This window comes from Pseudomonas sp. NUPR-001, assembly GCF_052147955.1.
Classification (GTDB): Bacteria; Pseudomonadota; Gammaproteobacteria; order Pseudomonadales; family Pseudomonadaceae; genus Aquipseudomonas.
This window is the reverse complement of record NZ_CP197353.1, coordinates 2,086,869-2,112,032: the sequence shown is the minus strand read 5'-3', so window position 1 is coordinate 2,112,032 and position 25,164 is coordinate 2,086,869. Positions and strand designations below refer to the sequence as shown.

At 65.7% G+C, this 25,164-nt stretch carries 4 protein-coding genes; all 4 read right to left on the bottom strand.

What is annotated here, in order from left to right; translation table 11 throughout:
• Positions 1 to 68: 68 nt before the first annotated feature.
• The 4 genes from ACP6KB_RS09620 to ACP6KB_RS09605 all read right to left on the bottom strand — a co-directional run bounded on the left by ACP6KB_RS09620 (position 69) and on the right by ACP6KB_RS09605 (position 25,134).
• Complete coding sequence (locus ACP6KB_RS09620) at positions 69 to 11,798, bottom strand: amino acid adenylation domain-containing protein (RefSeq protein ID WP_442113497.1); 11,730 nt, start codon at positions 11,796 to 11,798, stop codon at positions 69 to 71.
• Entirely contained in the window at positions 11,795 to 14,830 is a 3,036-nt protein-coding gene (locus tag ACP6KB_RS09615; protein WP_442113496.1) for a non-ribosomal peptide synthetase, read from the bottom strand. Before ACP6KB_RS09615 ends, ACP6KB_RS09620 begins: the two co-directional genes overlap by 4 nt.
• Positions 14,827 to 15,894, bottom strand: a complete 1,068-nt coding sequence (locus ACP6KB_RS09610; protein WP_442113495.1) for a TauD/TfdA family dioxygenase — start codon at positions 15,892 to 15,894, stop codon at positions 14,827 to 14,829. The genes ACP6KB_RS09615 and ACP6KB_RS09610 overlap by 4 nt, the downstream gene beginning before the upstream one ends.
• Before the next feature lie 66 nt (positions 15,895 to 15,960).
• A complete protein-coding gene (locus tag ACP6KB_RS09605) occupies positions 15,961 to 25,134 on the bottom strand; it encodes an amino acid adenylation domain-containing protein (RefSeq protein WP_442113494.1) in 9,174 nt (3,057 codons plus the stop codon).
• Between the last annotated feature and the right edge of the window lie 30 nt (positions 25,135 to 25,164).

Genomic DNA, 25,164 nt, shown 5'->3' with positions numbered 1-25,164 from the left:
AAAACCACGCTCGACTCACTAACGTAAGTCGAGCGTGGCTATTTACTGCAACGTGCCGAATCGACGGCTCAGCCTTCGGTAACCACCTCGGTTTCCAGGCTCGCCAACAGCCCTTGCAGGCAGTCTGCCTGATGCAGGATGTCGTAATGGCTGGCCTGCACCACCTGGGTTTGCACGATGCGCGTTTGCTGCGCTTCCAGCGCGGCACGCTCGGCAGTCGGGTTGCCGCTGGCCCACCAGCAGCGTAACGGCGCGCGCACCTGCGGCAACGCTGCCAGCTCACGCGACAGCTGTTTGAGGCGTTCGCTGACGACAAAGGTGTGCACCAGTTCTTCAGCCCCCAGCAAGGCATAGCCTCCCGCCTGATCAGGCTGACGCTGAATCACCCCGGCGATCAGCTCGGGCACCTGCTGCGCGTCGATGCGCTGATGCCCTGCCAGCACCGGCTCTACGGCCGCCGCGTCCATGCCCAGGGTGGCGCAGAGGAAAGCTTGCAGATCCGCGCGCCAATCGTCGTCGCCGTGCTGTGTTTCCAGCGGCACATAGCTGTCGATCAAGCCCAGCCAGCGTACCGCCTGGCCCTGAGCCTCCAGCGCCCGGGCCACCAGCACCGCGAGGGCACCGCCGAGCGACCAGCCGGCCAGGTGATACGGGCCCTGCGCCTGCTTGGCGCGGATGGTAGCGGTGTAATCGAGGGCCATCTGTTCCAGCGAGCGGTCCTGCCACTGGCGGTCCAGCAACATCCGGCACTGCACGCCATACACCGTACGCTGCCCTTCCAGGCGCCGCGCCAGTGGCTCGTAGTCGAACACGGTGCCGAAACCGGCATGCAGGCAGAACAACGGCGCGCTGTCGGCCACCGGCTGATTGAGCAGCAACAGGGCCTGCGGCGCTTGCGCGGTGTGGGGCTGCTCGGCTGTGAGATCTGCAATGGTGGGCTTGGCCATCATGTCGCGCAGCTTCAGCTCGAAGCCCAGCTCTGGCATCGCCCGCACCCGCGAGATCACCTTCAAGGTGCGCAGCGAGTCGCCGCCCAGCTCGAAGAAGTTGTCGGTGATACCGACCTGCTCGATGCCCAGCACCTGCTGCCAGATCTGCACCAGCGCTGCTTGCAGCGGCGTGCCTGGGGCGACGTGCTCACGGGCAGCGAAGTCCGGATCGGGCAGTGCTTTTCGGTCCAGCTTGCCGTTGGGGGTCAGCGGGAACTGCGCCATCACCACCACTTGGGCGGGCACCATGTAGTCCGGCAGGCTCTCGCGCAGGGCTTGCAACAGGCGGCGGTCAAGCCCGGCCTCGGCAGCGGCAACCACGTAACCGATCAACTGACGGCCTTGCGCGCTGTCGCGCACCACCACCAGGGCATCCTTGATACCCGCCTGCTCGCGCAGCCGTGCCTCGATCTCGCCCAGCTCGATGCGGAAGCCCCGCACTTTGACCTGATGATCGACCCGGCCAACGTAATCCACCACACCATCACTGCGCATGCGCACCAGGTCGCCGGTGCGGTACAAACGTGAACCCGGCTCGCCATACGGGTCGGCGATGAAGCGTTCGGCGGTTTGCTGGCGATGCTGATGGTAGCCGCGAGCGACGCCTTCAGCGCCGATGTACAACTCACCGACGAAGCCTGTCGGCAACGGATTGAGATCGCCATCGAGGACGTACAAGGTACGCACACCGACTGCTTTACCGATCGGTGCGTACATGGCTTCGCAACTGCCCGCCAGTGGGGTCTTCCACAGCAGCGGGGTGACCACGGTTTCGGTTGGGCCGTAGCCGTTGACCAGGTACTTCGGCGCCAGGCTGCGTTTGACCCGTTCGAAGGTCGCATCAGGCACCGCATCACCGCCAAAGCAATAGACTCGCACCGGCGGCGCCACACCAAGGGATTCGGCGTGTTCGGCCAATTCCAGCAGGTAGGCTGGAGGGAAACAGGCCACGGTGATGCGCTGGCGGGCGAGCACCTCAAGCGTCTGCTCGGCCGTCCACAGGCTGTTGTCACGGATCACCAGGGTCGAGCCACTGATCAGCGCGGTCATCCAGCGCTCATGGGCGCCATCGAAGGCAAACGACATGAAGTGCAGTTCGCGCTCGTTGCTGTCCATCTCGTACAGTGCGGCGATCGCCTGCACATGCATGCTGATCGGGCCATGGGAAACGGCCACGCTCTTCGGCTTGCCGGTGGAACCCGAGGTGTAGATCAGATACGCCAGCCCCTGAGCGTCGACCTCTGGCAGGACCGAAGCATCAACGTCTGTGCCCAGATCCAGTTGATCCACCGCCAGGCACTCCACCGAGGCCTCGACACTGACCCGCGCCTGCAACCGCTGCTGGGTAAGCAGCACGCTCATGCCAGCATCGGCCATCATGTAGCGCAGGCGTTCGGCCGGGTAGTCCGGGTCCAGCGGCACGTAGGCGCCGCCACTTTTAAGCACGGCCAGCAGCGACACCACCAGCTCCAGCGAGCGCTCCATGAACACGCCGACCACGGTTTCCGCACCGACACCCAGTGCGCGCAATTGCACGGCCAGGGCATTGGCACGGCGCTCGAGCGTGGCGTAGTCGAGCACGTCGTCTCCCAGCACCAGGGCCGGGTGCGTTGGCTGAGTTTGGGCACGCCGCGCGATCAAGCGGTGCACCGGGATCGCTGGCTGCGGCGCTGGAGCCGCTTGCAATTGCAGCGGCTGACCTGCCACCAAACCCAGGCAGCCGACCGCCTGCGCAGGGTCGTCACACAGGCGCTGCATCAGGCTTTCCATATGCCCGCGCAACTGCTCCACGGTGGCCAGGTCGAACTGCTCGCACTGGTGCATGTATTCGATGCGCAAGCCGCCATCATCGACGCTGACCATCAAGTCCATGGCAAAGCTGGTCAGGCCGAAGTCAGAAACGTCTTCAAAGCGCAGCGACTCGCCGTCCCACTCGCGCAGGGTGCGGTCCACCGGCTGGTTCTCGAACACGATGATGCTGTCGAATAGCGCCTGCCCGCCCTGCCCGGCCCAGCGTTGGATATCACTGAGCGGGGTGTGCTGATGGTCGCGGATCTGCAGGTTGTAGGCCTGCACCTCGCGCAGCCAGTCACCCACCGCTTGCTCCGTCGGCACCGTGCTGACCACCGGCAAGGTATTGATGAACAGGCCGAGCATCTGCTCGGAACCTTCCAGGGTTTCCGGGCGGCCCGACACGGTGGCGCCAAAGGTCACCGTGCGCTGGCCGCTGTAGCGCTGCAGCAACAGCAGCCAGGCCGCCTGTACCAGGGTGTTGAGGGTGACCCGCTGGCTTTGCGCGAACTGCGTCAGGCGTGCGGTCTGGTCGCCATCGAGCTGGGTGTACAGCGCACGGTAGCCTTCACCCGGTGCCTTCACCGGCAGCGCGCGGGCCAGATGGGTCGGGCCTTCCAGCTCAGCCAGGCGAGCCTTCCAGAACGCTTCGCTGCGGGCCGGGTCCTGCTGCTTGAGCCAACCGATGTAGTGGCGGTATTCGGCCACCGGCGGCAACGCTTCGCCACTGTAGTGTCGCAACACGTCGCCGATCAGTCGCGAGACGCTCCAGCCGTCCATGAGGATGTGGTGGTAAGTCCAGATTAGCCGGTAGCGTGCCGCGTCGGTGCGCACCAGCAGCACGCGCAGCAGCGGTGCACGGCCGAGGCTGAAGTCGTTTGCGCGCTCGCTGTCGGCCAGCTCGCGCAGCGCCTGGGCAGTGTCGTCGCGCTCGCGCCAGTCGAGCAGCGTCAGCAGCGCCGGCGCGTCGCGCAGCACCACCTGCAGCGGCTCTTTCTCGCCCTCCCAGAGGAACGCCGTGCGCAGGATCGCATGCTGGGTGGCCACTGCCTGCCATGCTGCCTGCATGCGCTCTGGGTCGGCACCGACCACACCGACTTCGATCTGGTTGACGTACAGGCCGTCGTCACCGTCCTGCAGCGAGTGGAACAGCATGCCCTGCTGCATCGGCGACAGCGGATACGCGTCTTCCACCTGTTCGGCGCTCAGGCCCAGGGCCTGCAGCTGCGCGCTGTCGAGTGTCACCGAGGCGAGTGCCGGAGCGGGAGCAGGTTCCGCCTCAGCCTGCCCGGCAACCTGCGCCAGCGCGGCGATGGTCGGGTGGCTGAATACCTGTTTCGGAGTGATCGCCAGGCCCAGCTTGCGTGCCAGACCCACGGCCTGAATCGAGACGATGGAGTCACCGCCCAGTTCGAAGAAGTCGTCTTCGATGCCGATGTCCTGACGTTCGAACAGCGCCTGCCAGATCGCCAGCAGGCTCGCCTCCAGCGCCGTACGTGGCGCACTGCCCTGTTGGCTGCGCACCTGCGGGACCGGCAGGCGACGCCGATCAAGTTTGCCGTTGGCGGTGACCGGCATCGCCTCCAGTTCGATCAATTGTGCCGGTTGCATGTGCTCGGGCAGGCGTTCTGCCAGGGCCGCCTTCAAGGCATCGAGCGAATAGCCGTGCGCATGCGGCACCAGGTAGGCCACCAGTTGCTTGCTTTTGCCGATGTCCAGTGCCAGCACCACCGCTTCGCCAACTCCCGGTTGCTCCAGCAGTGCCGCCTCGATTTCACCCAGTTCGATGCGCAGGCCGCGAATTTTCACTTGGTGGTCGATGCGCCCGACGTATTCGATTACGCCATCGGCGCGGTAACGGGCCAGGTCGCCGGTGCGATACAAACGCTCACCGGCAGCGAACGGCGAAGCGACAAAGCGCTCGGCGGTCAGCCCTGGGCGCCGGTGGTAACCACGGGCCAGCCCGACACCGCCCAGGTACAGCTCGCCGATACAGCCTGCCGCCTGCAGTTGCAAGCTGCTGTCCAGCACATAGGTTTGCAGGTTGGCGATCGGTTGGCCGATCGGTACGCTGTGGCTGCCATCGTCGCGGCAGGTCCAATGGGTGACGTCAATTGCCGCCTCGGTCGGGCCGTACAAGTTGTACAGCGCGGCCCACGGCAGCACGCGCAACAGCTGGCGTTGCAGTTCGGCTGGCAGCGCCTCGCCGCTGCAGATCACCTGACGCAGGCTGGCGCAGCTGGCCACGCCGTCGTCGCGGACAAAGGCCTGCAGCATCGACGGCACAAAGTGCAGGGTGCTGACCTGATGACGCTTGATCAACGCCACCAAGGCTGCCGGATCGCGGTGCGCCCCCGGTTCGGCGAGCGCCAGACGCGCACCGACCATCAGCGGCCAGAAGAACTCCCACACCGACACGTCAAAACTGAATGGGGTTTTCTGCAGCACCGTGTCGCCAGCACCGATCGGGTACGCCGCCTGCATCCACACCAGGCGGTTGTACAAGGCATCGTGGCGGTTGGCAGCGCCCTTGGGTCGCCCGGTAGAGCCCGAGGTGTAGATCATGTAGGCCAGCCCGGCGCCGTCCAGCATCAGCGCCAGGTTGGCGTCATCGCCGTGGCTCAGGTCCAGCTGATCCAGGCACAGCACCTGCACCCCGGCCTGCAGAGGCAAGCGCTCGCGCAGATCACTGTGGGTCAGCAGCAGGTTGATGCCGCTGTCCTCGATCATGTAGGCCAGGCGCTCGTCCGGGTAGTCCGGGTCCAGCGGCACGTAGGCGCCGCCGGCCTTGAGGATGGCGAGCAAGCCAATCACCAGCTCCAGCGAGCGCTCGGCGGCAATCCCCACCAGCACCTCAGGGCCGACCCCCTGCTCGCGCAGGCGCCGTGCCAGGCGGTTGGCGCGCTGGTTGAGTTCGGCATAGCTCAGTTGCTGGTCGCCGAACACCAGGGCTGGCGCGTGCGGGGTGCGTTCGGCCTGTAGCTCGAACAGGCGCTGCACGGGCTGCATGGCCGGGTAAGCCACGGCAGTAGCGTTCCAGCTCTGCAGTTGCTGCTCACGCTCCGGCGCTGCCAGCAGCTCCAGGCGGCCGAGCAGCTCCTCCGGCGCTGCGGCCATGGCCAGCAGCAAGTTGCACAGGTGCTGGTGCACACGGGCAATGAAGTCATCGCTGAAGGCGGCGTGGGCGTAGTTGTAACGCAGCGACAGGCGCGCGCCGAAGTCGGCCGAAATGGTCAGCGGGAAGTGCGTCTGTTCGCGGCCTTCGACGTCGAGGATGCGCAGGCCGGTGTCCGGCCCCTGTTGCAGGGCTTCGGCCAGCGGGTAGTTCTCGAACACCAGCAAGGTGTCGAACAGGTTGCCCTGCCCGGCCAGGCGCTGCACCTCGGCCAGCGGCGTGTGCTCGAACTCGCGCAGGCTCAGGTTCTGCGCCTGGATCGCCTGCACCCACTGCACCACACACTGCTGCGGGTGCGGGCTGGCAATCACCGGCAAGGTGTTGATGAACAGGCCCAGTTGCTGCTCGATACCCGGCAGTTCCACCGGGCGCCCGGCGACGGTGGCGCCGAAGGCCACGCAGTCCTGTCCGCTGTAGCGCTGCAACAGCAACAGCCAGGCCGCCTGCAGCAGGCTGTTGAGGGTGACCTTGTGTTGGCGGGCGAACTGGCCGAGGCGCTCGCTGGCGGCCTGGTCGAGCACCTGGAAGTACTCACCGAAACCAGCGGCGGCGACGCCTTGCGTGCAGTTGGCCAGCAGCGTCGGCTCTTGCAGTTCACCCAGCTGGGTTTTCCAGAAGGCCTCCGCCGCTTGTGGGTCCTGGGCGGCGAGCCAGGCCATGTAATCGTGATAGCGCCCAGCGGCAGCGGCCGGGGTTATGCCGGCGTAGCGCTGCATGACTTCGCCGAGCAACTGCGAGGTGCTCCAGCCGTCGAGCAGAATGTGGTGGTGGGTGACGATCAGGTGGTAGCGCTGGGCATCGGTACGCAACACATTGACCCGCAGCAGCGGTGCTGCGGCCAGGTCAAAACCGCGCTGGCGATCGGCCTCGGCGAAAGCGTCCAGGGCGCTGCGCGGCTGACCCTGGAAGTCAGCCAGCAGCAGCGGCAGTTCGACCTGACGGCGAATCAACTGCAGCGGTTGCTTGTAGCGATCGCCCCAGAGGAAGCTGGCGCGCAGCGTGTCATGGGCGTCCAGCGTGGCCTGCCAGGCCTGACGCAGCGCCTCCAGTTGCAAGCCCTCGACATCCAGGCGCAACTGATGCACATAGGCACCGGGCTCCTCGTCGTACAGGCTGTGGAACAGCATGCCCTGCTGCATCGGCGACAGCGGGTACAGGTCTTCGATGGCACTGGCAGGCAGCGCGAGGTTATCCAACTGCTGCTGGCTGAGCCTGGCCAACGGCACGTCAGACGGGGTCAGCCCGCCGTCGCTGGCCAGGCAGTGGGCGATCAGTGCGCGCAGAGCCTGAGCGTAGGCATCGGCCAGCGCCTGCACCTGCGCGACCTCGAAACGGCGCGGGTCGAACGACCAACTCAGGCGCAGTTGGCCTTCGTAGACCTGACCGTTGATGCTCAGCCCTTCGAGCACCGTGCTGCCCGGTGCCTGCTCGTTGCCGCCGCTTTCCAGCGCCGGTTGCCACGCGGCCTGGGCGTCGAAGCTGCTGTCGAACTGGCCCATGTAGTTGAAGGTGATCGCCGGTGCCGGCAGTGCCGCCAGACCTTGATCCGCCAGGTAGCGCAGAATGGCGAAACCGATGCCCTTGTGCGGCACCGCTCGCAGTTGTTCCTTGATGCCTTTGAGGCTTGCCCCCGGTTCAACGGCCGGGGTCAGCTTGACCGGGAAGATCGACGTGAACCAACCAACCGTACGGCTCAGGTCTGTGTCGTCGAACAGCTCCTCGCGGCCATGGCCTTCAAGCTGCACCAGCGTTGACGCCTGACCGGTCCAGGCGCAGATCACCTGCGCCAGCGCGGTCAGCAGCAGGTCATTGATCTGCGTGCGATAGGCCGCCGGGGCCTGTTGCAGCAATTGGCGGGTGCTGTCGGCATCGAGGGCTGTTTCCACCGCGAGGATCTGCTCGGCGGCCGGTGTGTCCACCGCCCGGCTCGGCAGGCGTGGCTGCACCTCGCGGTACTGTTCATGCCAGTACGTCGCCTCGGCCAGCAGCGCGGGGCTCTGTGCATACTGTTGCAGGCGCTGCGCCCAGTGCTGATAACTGCTGGTCTTGGCCGCCAGGGGCTGCTGCTGACTGGCCAACTGCAAGTCTTCAAGCAGCACCCGCCACGACACGCCATCGACCACCAAATGATGCACCACCAGCAGCAAGCGCTGACTGCCGTCGGCCATGTCCACCAGTAAGGCACGCAGCAGCGGCCCCTGGCTCAGGTCGAGGCTGGCCTGGGCCTGGTTGCACAGGGCAAGCAAGGCGTCGGCATCGGCCGCCTGGGCGACTTGCACCAGCGCTTGCTCACCGGCATCGCTGGCGTGCTGTTGATGCCATTGACCATCTGCGTAGGTAAAACGCAGGCGTAAGGCATCGTGCTGCTGCAGCACCGCAGCCAAGGCTTCACCCAGGCGCTGCGCATCGAGGCGTTGGCGCACGGTGAGCAGCACCGACTGGTTCCAGTGCGCGCGCTGCGCGATTGGCTGCTCGAAGAACCAGTGCTGAATCGGCGTGAGCGGCGCGGCGCCGTGCACCGGGCCTTGGCTGGCCTGCACGGCACCGCTGCGCACCGCCACCCGGGCCAGGCTTTGCACAGTCTGGTGCTGGAACAGGTCTTTGGGGCTGAAGCGAATACCGCTTTGCCGCGCACGGCTGACCAACTGGATGGAGATGATCGAGTCGCCGCCCAGCTCGAAGAAGTTATCGTCAATGCCAATGGGCGCGCGTTTGAGTACTTCTTCCCAGAGCCTGACCAGCTCGGCCTGCAGGGCATTCTGCGGCGCCTGCCAGGCGCTGTGTACCCGCTCTGCGCCCGGCAGCGGCAAGGCCTTGCGATCAAGTTTGCCGTTGCTGGTCAGCGGCCAGGCGTCCAGCGGCATCAGGTGCGCCGGAACCATATAGTCGGGCAGTTCCGCGCGCAGGAAATCGCGCAAGCCCTGCCGGAAAGTACTGCTACCGGCCTCGACCCCGGCCTTGGCCACCAGATAGCCAACCAGCTGTTTGCTGCCATTGGCTTCGTGCACCAGCACCAGGGCCTGGGCCACCTGCGGATGGTTCTGCAGGCAACGCTGAATCTCGCCCAGTTCGATACGGAACCCGCGGATCTTCACCTGATGGTCGATACGACCGATGTACTCCAGGCTGCCATCGGCGCTGTAGCGCGCCAGGTCGCCGGTGCGGTACAAGCGCGCGCCCGGCACCGTGGCGAACGGGTCGGCGATAAAGCGTGTCGCGGTCAGGTCCGGACGCTGGTGATAACCACGGGCCAGGCCCGCGCCACCGACATACAGCTCACCAACGCAGCCCTTGGCCACCGGGTTGAGACGGCTGTCGAGCAAGTACCAGCTAAGGTCGTCGATCGGCAGGCCAAGCGGGCTGCTGTTGCCGGCATCAAGGTCGGCCAGGCTCAAGGGCCGGTAGCTCACATGCACGGTGGTTTCGGTGATGCCGTACATATTCACCAGTTGCGGCTGGCGGTCGCCAAAGGCCTCGAACCACGGACGCAGGTCATTGACCTCCAGCGCTTCACCGCCAAACACCACGGTGCGCAGGGCCAACGGCCCTTGATCACGGGCAGCACAAGCCACCTCGATCAGCGCACGGAAGGCCGATGGCGTCTGGTTCAGCACCGTCACGCCCTCCTCGCGCAGCAAGCGATGGAAATCCTGCGGCGAGCGGCTGACCGCGTACGGCACCACCACCAGCGTGCCGCCATACAGCAACGCACCAAAAATCTCCCACACCGAGAAGTCGAAGGCATAGGAATGGAACAGGCTCCAGACATCGTGCTGGTCGAAGGCGAACCATTGCTGGGTGGCGTCGAACAGGCGCAAGACGTTGGCATGCGGCAGCAAGGTGCCCTTGGGCTTGCCAGTGGAGCCGGAGGTATAGATGACGTAAGCCAGGTTGTCGATACGGGTGAGATTCGGCAAGTCATGCTGCGGGGCGGCCGCCAGCCACTCGGTGGATTCATCCAGCAACAGGGTGTGCACGCCCTCAGGCAATGGCAAGCGTTCGATCAGATCGGACTGGCTGATCACCAGGCGCGTACCGCTGTCTTCGATCAGGTAGGCCAGACGCTCCTGCGGGTAGTCCGGGTCCAGCGGCACGTAGGCACCGCCCGCCTTGAGGATCGCCAGCAAGCCGACCAGCATCTGCGCCGAGCGTGGCAAAGCGATACCGACCAGCACGTCGGGGCCGACGCCGCGTTCACGCAAGCGCCAGGCCAGTTGGTTGGCCTGGCGGTTCAGCTCGCCGTAGCTCAGGCGCTGGCCTTCGCAGACCACCGCCGTGGCCTCAGGGCGCTGTGCGGCTTGCTGCTCGATACGTTGGTGCAGGCACGCGCCCGGCGCGTAATGCATTGCTGCAGGGTTCCACTGCGCCAGTGTCGCTGCCTGTTCATCGGCATCGAGCAGCGACAGATCGCCCAGCGCAGCATGCCGGTCACGCACTACGCTGCGCAGCAGATTGAGCCAATGCCGGCCCATGCGTTCGATGGTGGCCGCTTCAAACAGGTCGGTGGCAAAGGTGAACGCGGCGCTCAGGCCATCGGCCTGCTCGACGGTATCGAGCATCAGGTCGAACTTGCTGCTGCGCTCTTCCCAGCCCAGCACTTCCACCTCCAGCCCTTGCAACTGCCAGCGCCCGACGTTATCGGCAGCAGCCTGCTGGTGGTTGAACATCACTTGAAACAGCGGGCTCTGGTTCAGGCTGCGCTGCGTTTGCAGGGCATCGACCAGCTGTTCGAACGGCACATCCTGATGGCTTTGAGCGCCAATCGCAGCGTGCTTGAGCGCCTCGACCAGGCTGCTGAACGGCTGATGCGCTTCAGGCTGGCTGCGCAGCACCTGGGTGTTGATGAAAAAGCCGAGCAGATCTTGCACGTCCTTGCGCGTGCGGTTGGCAATCGGCACACCGACGCGGATGTCGCGCTCACCGCTGCAGCGATGCAACAAGGCATGCAACGAGGCCAGCAACACCACGAACACGGTGCAGCCCTGGTCACGGGCCACCCCGCGCAGGCCGTCAAGCACGGTCGCTGGCACCTGCAGCGCGACGCTCGCGCCCTGCTGGCTGCTCACTGGCGGACGCTTGTGGTCCAGCGGCAGGGTCAACAGCGGATGCTCGTCGCCCAGCTGTTCACGCCAGTACTGCAGTTGGCGCTCGCCCTCGCCCGCCTCCAGCCACAGCCGTTGCCACTGCGCATAATCGGCGTACTGGATCGGCAACGCCGCAAAGTGCGGCACCTGACCGCTGGCGAAGGCGGCGTAATGGCGGGTGAATTCTTCGATCAGGATCGGCAGCGAAGCGCCATCGGTGACGATGTGATGCAGCGTCAGCACCAGCACATGCTCTTGTTCGCCCAGACGAATCAGGCGGGCACGCAGCAATGGCCCGTGCTCGAGGTCGAACGGCGCCTGGGCGGCCACCGCGATGGCGTCTTGCAGGCCGGCCGGGTCGGCATCGACCTGCACCAGCGGGCACGCCATGCGGGCATGGATCACCTGCTGCACGCTGTCTCCGTCAAGGCGGAAGGTGGTGCGCAGTACTTCATGGCGCGCCAGCAGCGCGGCCAGGGTGTGTTCCAGCGCGGCACGGTCAAGCGCGCCACGCAAGCGGAAGGCACCGGTCAGATTGTAGGCGCTGGCCTGGGGTTCCAATTGCCAGATGAACCACAGCCGTTGCTGGGCATAAGACGCCGGGAGCACATCGAGGCCGGCCGCGCGTGGCGGAATCGGCAAGGCTTCCAGGCTCAGGCCCTGCTCACGCATTTTGCCTTGCAAGGCTTGCCGGGCTTCGACCGACATCCCTGAAAAGCGCTGCGCCAGCGCCAGCATTCTGTCCGGTACCGCATTCATAGTGCTTCAACCTCGTCGAACAGCGCCTCCAGGGAGTCCACTGTGTTGTGCTGTTTACCGGCTTGCTCACGCAATGCTTGAATTTCTTCTGCCAGGCGTTCGAGGGTTTCGCCCTCGAAGAACACCCGCAGTGGAATGGTCAGGCCCAGGGCTTCCTGAATCCGGGTACGGATCGCGGTTGCCAACAGGGAATGGCCGCCCAGCTCGAAGAAGCTGTCGTGCACGCCGACTTTTTCCACCTGCAGGGCCTCGGCCCAGATCGCGGCCAGGGTCTGCTCCAGCTCGGTACGTGGTGCGATGTACTGGCTGCGGCGGCTGTCCAGGGCCAACAGGGCATTGCGGTCGAGCTTGCCGTTAGGGGTCTGCGGGAAGCGTTCCAGTACCCGGATACGCGCCGGCAGCATGTGCTCGGGCAGCGTCTGGGACAGGTGGCTGTGCAGGTCCAGGCCAAGTTGTTCATGGCCTTCCTGAGTAGAAACGACGAAGGCGAGCAATTGTTTACCCGCTGGTGTATCACGGGCGATCACCAGCGCATCCTCGACCCCGCGGCCGCCGCGCAGGGCGTTCTCGATTTCGCCCAGTTCGATGCGAAAACCACGGATTTTCACTTGCTGGTCGATCCGCCCCAGGTAATCGATCTGGCCGTCGATGCGGTAGCGCGCCAGGTCGCCACTGCGGTACAGGCGCTGGCCCGGTTCGCGGGCGAACGGGTCGGGGACAAAGCGCTCGGCAGTCAGCGCCGGACGCTGCAGGTAACCACGGCACAGGCCAGCGCCAGCCACGTGCAGCTCGCCCTCAAGGCCGACCGCCACAGGCTCCAGCTGCGCATCGAGCAGGTGCACGCGCAGGCCGTCGATGGGCTTGCCAATGGCAATGCCGTGACGATCGAGCGGGTCGAGGTAGGCTGCGGTGGACCATACCGTGGCTTCACTCGGGCCATATTCGTTGACCAGCGCAACCCCGGGCAGGCGCTCGCTGTGACGTTGCAGCACCTCTGTGGCGCAGGCTTCACCGGCGACGATCACGCAGCGCAGCGACGGCGCGTCGAGGTACTCCAGAATCTGCGCGTGAAACGACGGCAGGGTCAGGTAGTGCGACACGCCTTCGCTGGCGATTAGCGCCGCCAATTGCTGGGGATCTTTGTGATTGTGCTCATCCGGCAAGGTCAGCGTCGCGCCCTGGCTCAAGGCCCAGAACACCCCAGCCACCGAGCTGTCGAAGGAGAACGACGAGAGCATCAGGAAGTTCGTCAGCGGCTCGCGGTAGAAGCGGCCACGGGCCAGGGTCGAGGCCACGGCATTGGCGTGGCTGACCATTACCCCCTTGGGCTTGCCGGTGGAGCCGGAGGTGTAGATCACGTAAGCCAGATTGCCTGCCTCGGTGCCTGCGTCCAGCGCTTGTTCACTGGCCGACCACACCGCGCTGCCGGCTTGCAGTGAGGTGACGCTCAATGCGGGCACCTGCTGCCAGGCGACCGGCAACGGCATGCTGGTCAACAGCTGCGTGGCCCGCGCATCGGCGAGCATGAACGCCAGGCGCTCGGCCGGGTAATTCGGGTCCAGCGGCAGGTAGGCAGCACCGGCCTTGAGAATCCCCAGCAAGGCCACCACCAGTTCGCGGCTGCGCTGACCGTACACCGCCACCACCTGATCGGCCCCGGCGCCCTGCGCCCGCAAGGTATTGGCCACCTGGTTGGACAAGCAATCCAGCTCGGCGTAGGTCAAGCGCTCACCCGCCACGCTCAAGGCAATGCGCTGCGGGTGTTGCCGGGCCTGCTCGGCAAACAGCGAATGCAGGGTGCGCGCCTGCGGCAATGCAGCAGCCCGCTGGTTGAATGCCGTCAGCAGCGCCTCGCGGCTGGCATCATCCAGCAGCGTGGCTTGGCCCAAGTCCTGCGTGGGCGCCTTCAGGGCCTGGTCGGCGAAGATCAGGAACTGCCCCAGCAGCACCTGCAGTGCGGCCGGTTCGAAGGCATCGGCGCGGGCATCCAGGGTGGCCTGCCCCGGCGTCAACTGCAGACGCAGCAACTCAGCAGGTGCCTCGACTTCCAGCGCCAGCACACCCGTGCTCAAGGCGTCGTTGCGCACCGCAAAGCCATAGCGGCACAGGCCCAGTTCGAACTCATTGAGGCAGTCTTGCCAGGAGCGCGATTGCTCAAGGCTCGCGGCCACTTCGGTGCTCAGTTCATCGAGGCTGGCACTGCGGCGGTTGTCGAACGCCACCGGCAAACTGCGGGCGTAAGCGCCATAGGCACCTTCCAGTTCTTCATTGCGACCGTCTACCGCGACGCCCAGCAACACGCGGTCCTGCTGGCTGATACGCGCCAGGAAGGCAGCCCACAAGGTCAGCGTGCGGGTCGGGTCCTGGCTGGCCAGGGTCGAGGGCGCCTGGGCACGATGGCGGGCCAGGCCCGGTTCGCTGGCCGTTTCGAACGCCAAACGATGCGGCAGTTGATAGCCGCGCACACGCTCCTGCCAGAAGGCCGCGCCCTGGCGGCCGAGCGCTTCTTCGCGCAGCTCTTGCTGCCAGGCGGCGAAGTCGACGTATTGCAGTTCTTCTTCATTGTCGGCCAGCGTGCGGCCTTCGCACAGCGCGCGCAGTTCGTTGGCCAGCGCCAGCAAAGTGCTGCGGTCGAAGCTGGCGGCAACGCCGAGCAGCAGCACAGCTGGCTGCGGACCGGCCACCGTGCTGACGGCAAGGCTCACCTCCTCCGTACCCGCCACCTGCTCGCAGGCCCAGGCCAGGGCCTGGTGCTGGTCGGCGCTGGCATGGGTACGCACCGGCGCTTCGCTCAGCACCGCCTGCACCGGCCAGCTCATGCCCGGCAAACGGCGGTAGACCGTGCGCAGCACTTCATGGCGCTGACCGAGGGTGCGCAGTGCCTGGGTCAGGGTCGTGGTATCCGCAAGCTGCGCCAGGCTAAGCAGTACCCACGCCTGACCGGGACGCTCGGCGGCGCCCTGTGCTGTCAGTGCCAGCGCCTGCTGGGCCGAGGTCTGGAAGATCTCACCGCTAGGGTTGGAAGTGGTCATGCAGAGGCTCCTTGATCGAGTGCCAGCTCGGCGCTTTTCTGCGCGATGGCCATGGCGGTGAGAATTTTCCGGCGGCCAGTGAAGGCATTGCGCGCGTGAACGGTGAGGATGTTGTCGAGCAGCACCACGTCGCCTTTTTGCCAGGCGAACTCGACCATGACGTCGCGGTAAATCTGCTGCAGGTGGCGCACCACGTCATCGGGAATCGGCGTGCCGTCACCGAAGAAGGTGTTCTGTGGCAAGTCCAGCGGGCCGAACTCGCGCAGCAGGTTGTCGCGGATGCTGTCGGGCAAGGTCAGGGCATTGAAGAAGGTGGCGTGGTTGAACCACACGCGCTCGCCGGTCTGCGGGTGGCGGACCATGGCCGGGCCGCGCTGGCGGGTGCGCAGGCGGTTGCCCGATTTCCATTCGGCTTCAACACCGATCTGCGCGCAGTAGGCTTCGACTTCGCTGCGCACTTCGCTCTGGAACACGGTTTGCCAGGGCAGGCCCATGCCGTCGCCATAGTTGCGCACATACAGAATGCCCTTGCGGGCAAAGGCGTCGCGCACGTCTGGATCGATCCGCGAAAGGATCTGGCGAGTATCGCCCAGCGGCGTCTCGCCACCGGTTTCTGACGGTGTGTCGCAATAGAAGTACAGGTGCAACGGAAACACTGGCGAGTAGGAGTGCTCGTTGTGCGGAAAAATCCGCTCGCCGGACGGGTAGTCGGTGGAGCTGTAGATATTGAACTGCCCGGTGATCTGGGTGCGCGGCGAAGCGCGGAACAGGTACTGCAGGGCGCCACCGGAAATCGCATCGATGCAACGGTTGAACTGGTCGATGTCGGCCACGTCGAAACCACGGAACAGAATCGACGCACCGTTGTGCAACTGCTGCTGGATCAGATCGCGGTTCTGCGCCGACCACTCGATCAGATTGACCCCCGGCACATTCGGCGTGCACAGCAACGGCAAGCCGCCGTGCTCGAACAATGGCCGGAAGCTGACCAGGCTGGTCGAATCGGTGGAAATGCTCTTGCGCGCGCCGCGCATGGGTCGCGATGGCGTTGATGTTGCAGACATAACCCCTCCTGGAACTAGGCCGTGGCGGCTCAGCGGAGCCGCCAGCAAAAACGGTGAATAGACGGATTACAGGGCAGCGCCGGAGCGCCGCCGCTTGATCGGATGCAGGCCCTTGAGGCGCTCGGCACGCTGGCTGCTCTGCTGCGCCTGATGCTCGCGCCAGACCCGTTCGGCGGCGCTGCTCAGTTCGTGCAACGCGCCGGCACCGTCGAGCAGCGCCTGCAGCACCGCACGTAGCTGTTCGAACATCGCCTCCAAGGTGGCGGCAGCAAAGCGCTCCGGTGGGTATTCGAAGCTCAGGTGCAGGTGCTGTTCGTCGTTGTAGAACGCCACCACCAGATCCAGCTCGGCGGCCTGACGCCCGGAAGGAAAATCCTCGACCTGCAGGCCCCCCATCGACGGCAGACGGCCGACGCCCTCCTGGTGGATCAACTTGATCGAGAACAGCGGCGAACGCCCGCTGCGCCGTGTCAGGCGCAAGGCCTCGACCAGGCGTTCGAACGGCAGGTCCTGGTGATCGGAGGCTTCAACCACCGCTTCACGGCAGCGCTGAAGCAACTGCGGCACCGAGAGCCCGGCGTCCACATCCACCTGCAACACCAGCTGGTTGACGAAGAAGCCGACCATGCGCTCAAGCTCGGCATGGTTGCGGTTGGCGATGTCGGTGCCGATGCGCAGGCGATGCTCGCCGGTGCGCTGCTGCAGCACCACGTTGAACGCCGCCAGCAGCACACTGAACAGCGACTGGTTGCGCTGGCGGGCGAACTGGCGCAACTGCGCGCTCTGCTCGGCGCTGAAGGTGAAGTGGCTATTGCCGCCCTGGCCGTCGGCGGATGGCGCGGCGTTCGGGTCCTGCGGCAGTTCCAGCACGCTTGGCTGTTCACCCAGGCGCGCCTGCCAGTACTGCAGTTGACGCTGCAGCTCGCCGCCCTGCTCCAGCCACTGACGCTGCCAGCTTGCGAAGTCGGCATAGTGCAAGGTCAGGCCCGGCAATGTCGGCTCGGCCCCTTGGCTCAGCGCCGGATAGAGGCTGACGAACTCGTCGATCAGCACCCGGAACGAGCCATCGTCGGCGACGATGTGGTGCAGGGTCAGCAGCAACACATGATCGTCATCCGCCAGCTGCAGCAGGTGCACGCGCAGCAGCGGGCCATTGGCCAGGTCGAACGGCTGCGCCACTTCTTCACGGGCCAGTGCACGGGCAGCCGCTTCGGCATCGCCGAGGCCACGCAGGTCGGTATGGCGCAGGGTCAGCGGCAGGTCATCGCGCACCTGCTGCCAGGTACTGCCGTCGGCTTCGTGGTAGGTGCTGCGCAGCACTTCGTGACGCTCTACCAGCACCTCGAAAGCACGCTGCAAGGCAGCGTGGTCGAGGGCGCCGCGCAAGCGCAAGGCGCCGGGCATGTTGTACATCGAGCTGAGCGGTTCCAGGCTCCAGAGGAACCACAGGCGCTGCTGAGCAAAAGACAGCGGCTTGCGCCCTGCGCTCTCGACACGTTGCATGGGCGGTCGCGCCAGCGCAGCGCCCTGCCCGGCCAGTGCCTGCACCTGCGCGGCGAAGTCGCACAGCCGCGGGTGTTCGAACAGGCTGCGCAGCGGCACGCTCAGCCCCAGCTGTTGACGCAGTTGGGAAACGATCTGGGTGGCCAGCAAAGAGTGTCCGCCCAGCTCAAAGAAGTTGTCCTCGCGCCCCAGGCCCTCGACCCGCAGCACCTGCTGCCAGATCTGCCCGATGCGCTGCTCCAGCTCGCCACGCAGCGGCTCGCTGTTGCCCGCCACCATCGGCTCCGGTGCTGGCAGGGCCTTGCGGTCGAGCTTGCCGTTGCGGTTGAGCGGTAGCGCTGGCAACGCCAGTACCTGACTCGGCAGCATGTAATCGGGCAGTTGCGCACGCAGGGCCTGGCGCACTTCGGCAGTCAGTTCAGCACTGGTTTGCGTTGCCACGACCGGCACGGCATAGCCGATCAATTGCTTGCCGGTGGCGCTGTCATGCACCAGCACTGCGGCTTCGCGAATCATCGGCAAGGCTTGCAGGTGCGCTTCCAGCTCACCGAGCTCGACGCGGAAGCCACGGATTTTCACCTGGTGGTCGGCGCGGCCAATGTACTCCACCACCCCGTCAGCCCGCGCTCGCGCCAGGTCGCCACTGCGGTACAGGCGCGCGCCTGGGCGGCTGGCGAAAGGATCAGGCACAAAGCGTTCAGCCGTCAGCGCTGCCCGCCCGTGGTAGTTGCGCGCCAGCCCCGCCTCTGCGGCGATGCACAACTCGCCAGCCAGCCCGGTTGGCGCCAGCTGGCCATGCCCGTCAAGAATGTACAGCGCACGGCCCGGCAGCGCACGGCCGATGGGGATCGCGCCCTGACTGTCCGCCAGGGTACAGAGGTGGGTGCTGGACACCACCGTCGCCTCGGTCGGCCCGTAGGTGTTGAGCAGACGCACATGCCCGAGCCCGGCAGCGTGCCAGAGCTTGAGGCCTTCGGCCGACATCGCCTCGCCGCCCACGTGTACCTGACGCAGTCGCCCAGCGCTGCGCGGCGCGCTGGTCGCCCAATCCTGGGCCAACAGGAACCAATAGGCAGCGGGCAAGTCGGCAAGCGTGACGCCATGGGCAATGATCTGCTGGTACAGGGTGGCGGTGTCCCACAGTTCGTCGCCGCGCAGCACCAGGCAGGCCCCCACGCACAGCGGCGGGTAGCACTGTTCGACGAAACCGTCGAAGCTGAACGTGGCGAACTGCAACACCCGATCCTCAGCGCTGAGTTGCGAGTAGTCGGCGGCGATCACGCAGAACTCACGCAACGCCGCGTGCTCGATCGACACGCCCTTGGGCAGGCCGGTGGAGCCAGAGGTGTAGATCAGGTAGGCCAGATCACCGGCTGCGGCCAGGTTCTTCGGGTTGTGTTGCGGATACTCGGCCAGCCAGTCGTCACCCGCATCCAGCAGCAAGCAGGCAACACCCGCTGACACCTGCACCAGGCCAGGCTGCATCAGCAGCAGGCTCAGGGCGCTGTCTTCGATCATGTAGGCGAGGCGCTCGGCCGGGTAATCCGGGTCAAGCGGCACATAGGCGGCACCGGCCTTGAGCACCGCCAGCAGGCTGGTAATCATCAGCGGGCCACGGCGCACCGCCAGCCCCACGCGCTGGCCGGGGCCGACACCGCATTCACGCAAGCGGTGCGCCAGGCGGTTGGCGCGGGCGTTGAGTTGGCCGTAGGTGTACTGCTGGTCAGCGCTGATCAGCGCCAGTGCCTCTGGTGTGGCAGCGGCCTGACGCTCGAAGCGCTGGTGTACCAGCAGCGCACTGTCCGCCTGGTCATCAGCCGAACCGCACAGCGCCAGACGCTCGCGCTGTGCCTGCGCGGTGAGCAGGCCAAGGCTCGCCAACGGCTGCTGTGGGTTAGCGACGAACTGCTGCAGCAGACCGATCAGGCCATCGCACAGCTGAGCAACCTGCGCCGCGCTGAAGTGCTGGTGGTCGTGGCTGAAGGTCAGGTCGAGGCTGGCGTGCTGCTCGATACCCAACGTCAGCGGGTAACTGGTCTGTTCGTGATTGCTCACCGAGGAGAATCGCAGGCCTGCGGGCGCACCCTGCTTGAGTGCTTCGGCCACCGGGAAATTCTCGAACACCAGCAAGGTGTCGAACAACGCGCCCTGCTGCCCGGCCCAGCGCTGAATGTCGAGCAGCGGAGTGTGCTCGTAGTCGCGCAGACGCTGGTTCAATGCCTGGACTTCCTGCAACCAGGCGGCAACGCTCAGGGTTGGCCGTGGTGCGCAAACCACCGGCAAAGTATTGATGAACAGGCCGACCTGCTGCTCGATGCCCGGCAACTGCGCTGGCCGCCCGGCCACAGTCGCGCCGAACGCGACATGCGCCTGGTTGCTGTAGCGCTGCAGAAGCAACGCCCAGGCCGCCTGGAACAGGGTGTTGACGGTTACCTGTTGCTCACGGGCGAAGTCATTCAGACGCTGGCTGAAGGCACTATCCAGTACCTGCTTCAGCTCGCCATAGCCCACCGCAGTTGCCTCCCGCGGCAGGGTTTCGGCCAGCAGGGTTGGCGACTCCAGCCCCTCGACCTGGGCCTGCCAGAACGCCTGATCCTGCGCTGCGTCGCGCTGTTGCAGCCAGCCCAAGTAGTCGGCGTAGCGTCCGGCATGGCCGGCAGGCACCTGCCCGGCATAGTGCTGCAGCACTTCGCCCAGCAACTGGGCGTTGCTCCAGCCGTCCATGAGGATGTGGTGGCTGGTGTAGATCAACTGGTAGCTGTCCGGGCCGAGTTGAACCAGCAGCAGGCGCAGCAACGGCGCGCTGCTCAGCTCAAACGCTTCGCTGCGCTGTTGTTCAGCCATGGCCGCAAGCGACTGCCCGCTGCCCGGCAGCACCCGCAGCGGCACCTCAACTCGCCGGGCAATGGCCTGCAGCGGTTGCTCCAGGCCTTCCCAGTAGTAGCGGCTGCGCAGCACTTCATGGCGCGCCAGGGCAGCCTGCCAGCTGGCGCGGAAACGCTCGACATCGAGCCCGTCGATGCGCACCTGCAACTGGTTGATGTAGGCGCCGGCCTGCGTTTCGTACAGGCTGTGAAAGAGCATGCCCTGCTGCAACGGCGACAACGGATAGAGGTCTTCGACCGTCGCCCACTCGAGATTCAGGGCGTCGAGCTGCTGTTGATCGAGGCCTGCCAGGGGGAAGTCCGACGGCGTCACACCGGCCAGACCCGGGGTCAGGCAATGATCGAGCAAAGCCGTCAGTTCCAGCGCGTAGGCCTCAACCAGACGCTCGATGGTCGAGGCCTCGAAGGTTTCGCCACAGTAACGCCATTCCAGTAGCAGCTCGCCGTCGAACACCTGCCCTTCCAGGCTCAACGCGCTGGCCAACGGTGCCAGCGGGTCCTGGGCGCGGCCACTGCCTTCGCTGGCCGGGACAAACAGCGCGTCGTCACTGAACTGCTGGTCGAGCTGACCGAGGTAATTGAACAGAATGCCGGTCTGGGCCGGTAGCGGCGCAGCCCCCAGGTAGCGCAGCACGCCGTAGCCGATACCTTTGTCTGGCACCGCACGCAGTTGCTCTTTCACCGCTTTCAACGCTGCGCCCACCTCGCCCAGCGGGCTCAGGCGCAGCGGGAACAGGCTGGTGAACCAACCGACCGTGCGGCTCAGATCGACGTCGTCGAACAAGGCTTCACGGCCATGGCCTTCGAGCAGCACCAGGCAATCGGCCTGAGCGCTCCAGCCACACACCGCGCGCCCGAGGGCGGTCAGCAGCAGATCGTTGACCTGAGTGCGATAGGCTTGCGGCGCGCCTTGCAGCAGTTGCCGGGTGCGCGCCGCATCAAGGCGCCAGGTGCGTGAGCAGGCGCTGGCATTCACGCAGCGGCCGTGCGCGTGATCGTGTGGCAGGGCAGCCGCTTGCTGGGCATGCCAGAACGGCAGTTGCGCTTCGGCGCGTGGCAGGTAATCACGCAGGCGTGCGGCCCAATGCTGGTAAGCGCTGGTTTTCGGCGGCAAGGCCTGTTGGCGGTAAGCCTGTTGCAGGTCTTCGAGCAGCACCCGCCAGGACACGCCGTCCACCACCAGGTGATGCACGGCCAGCAGCAGGCGCTGACTGCCGTCGGCCATGTCGACCAACAGCGCACAGGCCAGCGGGCCATGTTCGAGGTCGAGGCTGGTTTGGGCGGCATCGCAGTGCTCGCGCAATGCTTGCACCGAGCTGGCCTGACGCCGCCACAGCGTCAACGGCACCGCCTCGGCATGCGCCTGCTGCCACTGACCATCGACTTGACGATAACGCAGACGCAAAGCGTCATGCTGCACCACCAGTGCCTGCAAGGCCGCTTCCAGCACGGCCGCGTCGAGGGGTTGGCGCGGGGTCAGCAGCACCCCTTGGTTCCAGTGCTGGCGTTGCGGTATGGCCTGCTCGAAAAACCAATGCTGGATCGGGGTCAGGGCCACCTCACCGTGCAGCGGCCCCTGCTCGATCAGCACCTGCGGCGCAAGCTCGACCGCGGCTGCCAGGCTGCGCAGGGTTTGATACTTGAAGACATCGGCCGGGGTCAGGCGCAGCCCGGCCTGGCGGGCGCGGCTGACCAGCTGAATGGCGATGATCGAATCGCCGCCCAGGGCAAAGAAATTGTCGTCCAGCCCCACTGTTTCAACGTTCAGCAGCTGTTGCCAGATCTGCGCGAGCAGTTTCTGGCGCTCGTTGCACGGTGCCTCGAAGCGCTGCTGACGTACAGCACCCGCGCGGGGCAATGCCTTGCGATCGAGCTTGCCGTTGGCGGTAACCGGCAGGCGCTCCAGGTGCAAGAAAAACCCCGGCACCATGAACGCCGGAAGGTGCGTGAGCAGTTGCGCCTGCAGTTCGCTGTTAATCGCCTGGGCATCCGCGCTGGCCTGGCTGAGCACCAGATAGGCGACCAACTGTTTGTTGTCCTGAGCCAGCACCACCGCTTCCTTGACCGCCGGGTGGGCCAGCAAGCCAGCCTCGATTTCACCCAGCTCAATACGCAGGCCACGGATTTTCACCTGATGGTCCAGGCGCCCGAGGTAGTCGATCACGCCATCCTGACGGTAGCGGGCCAGATCGCCAGTGCGGTACAGGCGCTCACCCGAGCCAAAGGGATCGACCACGAAACGCTCGGCGGTCAACGCCGGGCGGCGGTGGTAACCACGCGCCAGGCCGACACCGCCCAGGTACAACTCCCCCGCCGCGCCCGTCGGCACCGGGTTGAGTTCGGCGTCGAGAATATGGGTACGCAGGTTGGCAATCGGACGGCCAATCGGCACGCTGTGGCGGCCATCGTCCACACAGGTCCAGTGGGTGACGTCGATCGCCGCTTCGGTGGGGCCATAGAGGTTGAACAGCCCGGCCTGCGGCAAACGGGCAAACACCTGAGCCTGGGCATCGGCAGGCAACGCCTCGCCACTGCAGACGATGCGTTGCAGGCTGCTACAAGCTTCGACACCCGGTTCATGAATGAATGCCTGCAGCATCGATGGCACAAAGTGCAAGGTACTGATGCGCTGCTCGACAATGGTCCGGATCAGTTGCTGCGGGTCGCGGTGGGCGCCCGGCTGCGCCACCACCAGGCGCGCGCCGACCATCAGCGGCCAGAAGAACTCCCACACCGAAACGTCGAAGCTGAACGGGGTTTTCTGCAGCACGCTGTCAGTTGCGCTCAAGGCATAAGCCTGCTGCATCCAGGCCAGGCGGTTGAACAACGCCCCATGACTGTTGCCCGCACCTTTCGGGCGACCCGTGGAGCCAGAGGTGTAGATCACGTAAGCGAGGTTGTGTGCGCTGTTGCCATGCGCCGGGTTGCTGTCGCGGTAACCTGCGGTGTCGAGCGTGTCCAGGCACAATGCCTGCAGATCGGCCTGCTGCGGCAGACGCTCGCGCAACGCCGAGTGAGTCAGCAGCAGCTGTACGCCACTGTCTTCGACCATATAGGCCAGCCGCTCGGCCGGGTAGTCTGGGTCGAAAGGAACATAGCCACCGCCAGCCTTGAGGATGGCCAACAGCCCTACGACCATTTCCAATGAGCGCTCCAGGGCAATGCCGACCAGCACTTCCGGCCCGACACCCGCCTCGATCAACCGATGTGCCAGGCGGTTGGCACGGGCGTTGAGCTGGGCATAGCTCAACTGCTCTGCGGCAAACACCAGCGCCGGAGCATCCGGAGTGCGTACGGCCTGGGCTTCGATCAGCCAATGCACGCAGGGGCCGTCGGCATAGGTGTGGGCCGTGTTGTTCCAGTCCAGCAGCTGGCGCTGACGCTCTTCGCCGCTGAGCAGCGGCAGGTCACCAAGACGCGCCTGCGGCTGATCGACGATGCCGTGCAGCAGGTTCAGCCAATGGCCGCGCAGTTGCTCGATACTGGCATGCTCGAACAGGTCGCAGGCGTAAGTCAGTGCCGCATGCAGGGCGCCGGATTTTTCCAGGGTATCCAGGGCCAGGTCGAACTGCGTGGTGCGCCCACCCAGCTCCAGCCGTGAGGCCTTGAGGCCGTCAACGATGTGCAACTGCTCGACATCGGCCACAACGGGCTGGTGGTTATACAGCACCTGAAACAGCGGCGAATGGCTGGTGTCACGTTCCTGCTGCAGGGCGTTGACCAAGCGTTCGAAAGGCAGCTCCTGGTGCGCCTGGGCGCCAAGCACGGCGGCCTTGACCTGGGCCAGCAGCGCGGTAAACGGCAAGTCACTGGCGGGCTGCGCACGCAACACCTGGGTATTGACGAACAGGCCGATCAGCCCCTCGGTCTCGGCCTTGTTGCGCCCGGCCACCGGCACGCCGACGCGGATGTCGCACTGACCGGTGTAGCGGTGCAGCAAGGTGTGGAAGGACGCCAGCAACAGCATGAACAGGGTCACGCCCTGCTGCTGAGCCAGGCTGCGCAGGCGCTGGGTCAACGCAGGCGCAATGGCGAACTCCAGGCGAACTCCGCAATAGCTGGGGCTGGCCGGGCGCGGAAAATCGGTGGGCAGCTCCAATACCGGCTGTTCGTCACCCAACTGCGCCGTCCAGTATTCCAGCTGGCGCTGCAACTCGCCCGATTCCAGCCAACTGCGCTGCCACAGGGCATAGTCGGCGTACTGGATCGGCAGTGCCGGCAACTGCGGCGCAGCACCGGCCACACACTGGGCGTAGAGGCGGCTGAACTCGTCGATCAGCACATTCATCGACCAGCCATCGGCGACGATATGGTGCAAGGTCACCAGCAGCACATGCTCCTGCGCGGCCATGCGCACCAGGCACACGCGCAGCAGCGGCCCCTTGTGCAGGTCGAACGGCAGGCGCGCCTGCTCGCCCATGCACTCGGCGAGGAGAGTGTCGCGCTCGGCCAAATCGGCGAAATCATGACGAACCAGCGCCAGTGGCCCGGCAGGCTGCAGGCACTGAGCCCAAACGCCATCATCGAGGCTGAACAAGGTGCGCAGCGGTTCATGCCGTGCCACCAGCGCTTCGAAGGCCGCCTTCAGCGCTTCGACGTTAAGCTCGCCCTGCAAACGCACCGCACCGGGCAGGTTGTAGGCGGCGCCCTGCGGGTCGAGCAACCACAGCAGGCCCATGCGCTGCTGGGCGTACGACGGCAACGCGCGTTGCGGGCTGTCGACACCGGCCGGAATCGGCAGCATGGCGAAGTCCACCCCTTCCCGGCCCAAGGCCTGCAGGAACACTCGGCGCTTTTCCAGCGGCAAGGCAATAAAGCGACGGGCTAGCTTGTCGGCGTCTTCGGGTTTCATGCTGGGTTTCTTCCTTCTTGTTCACGCGTA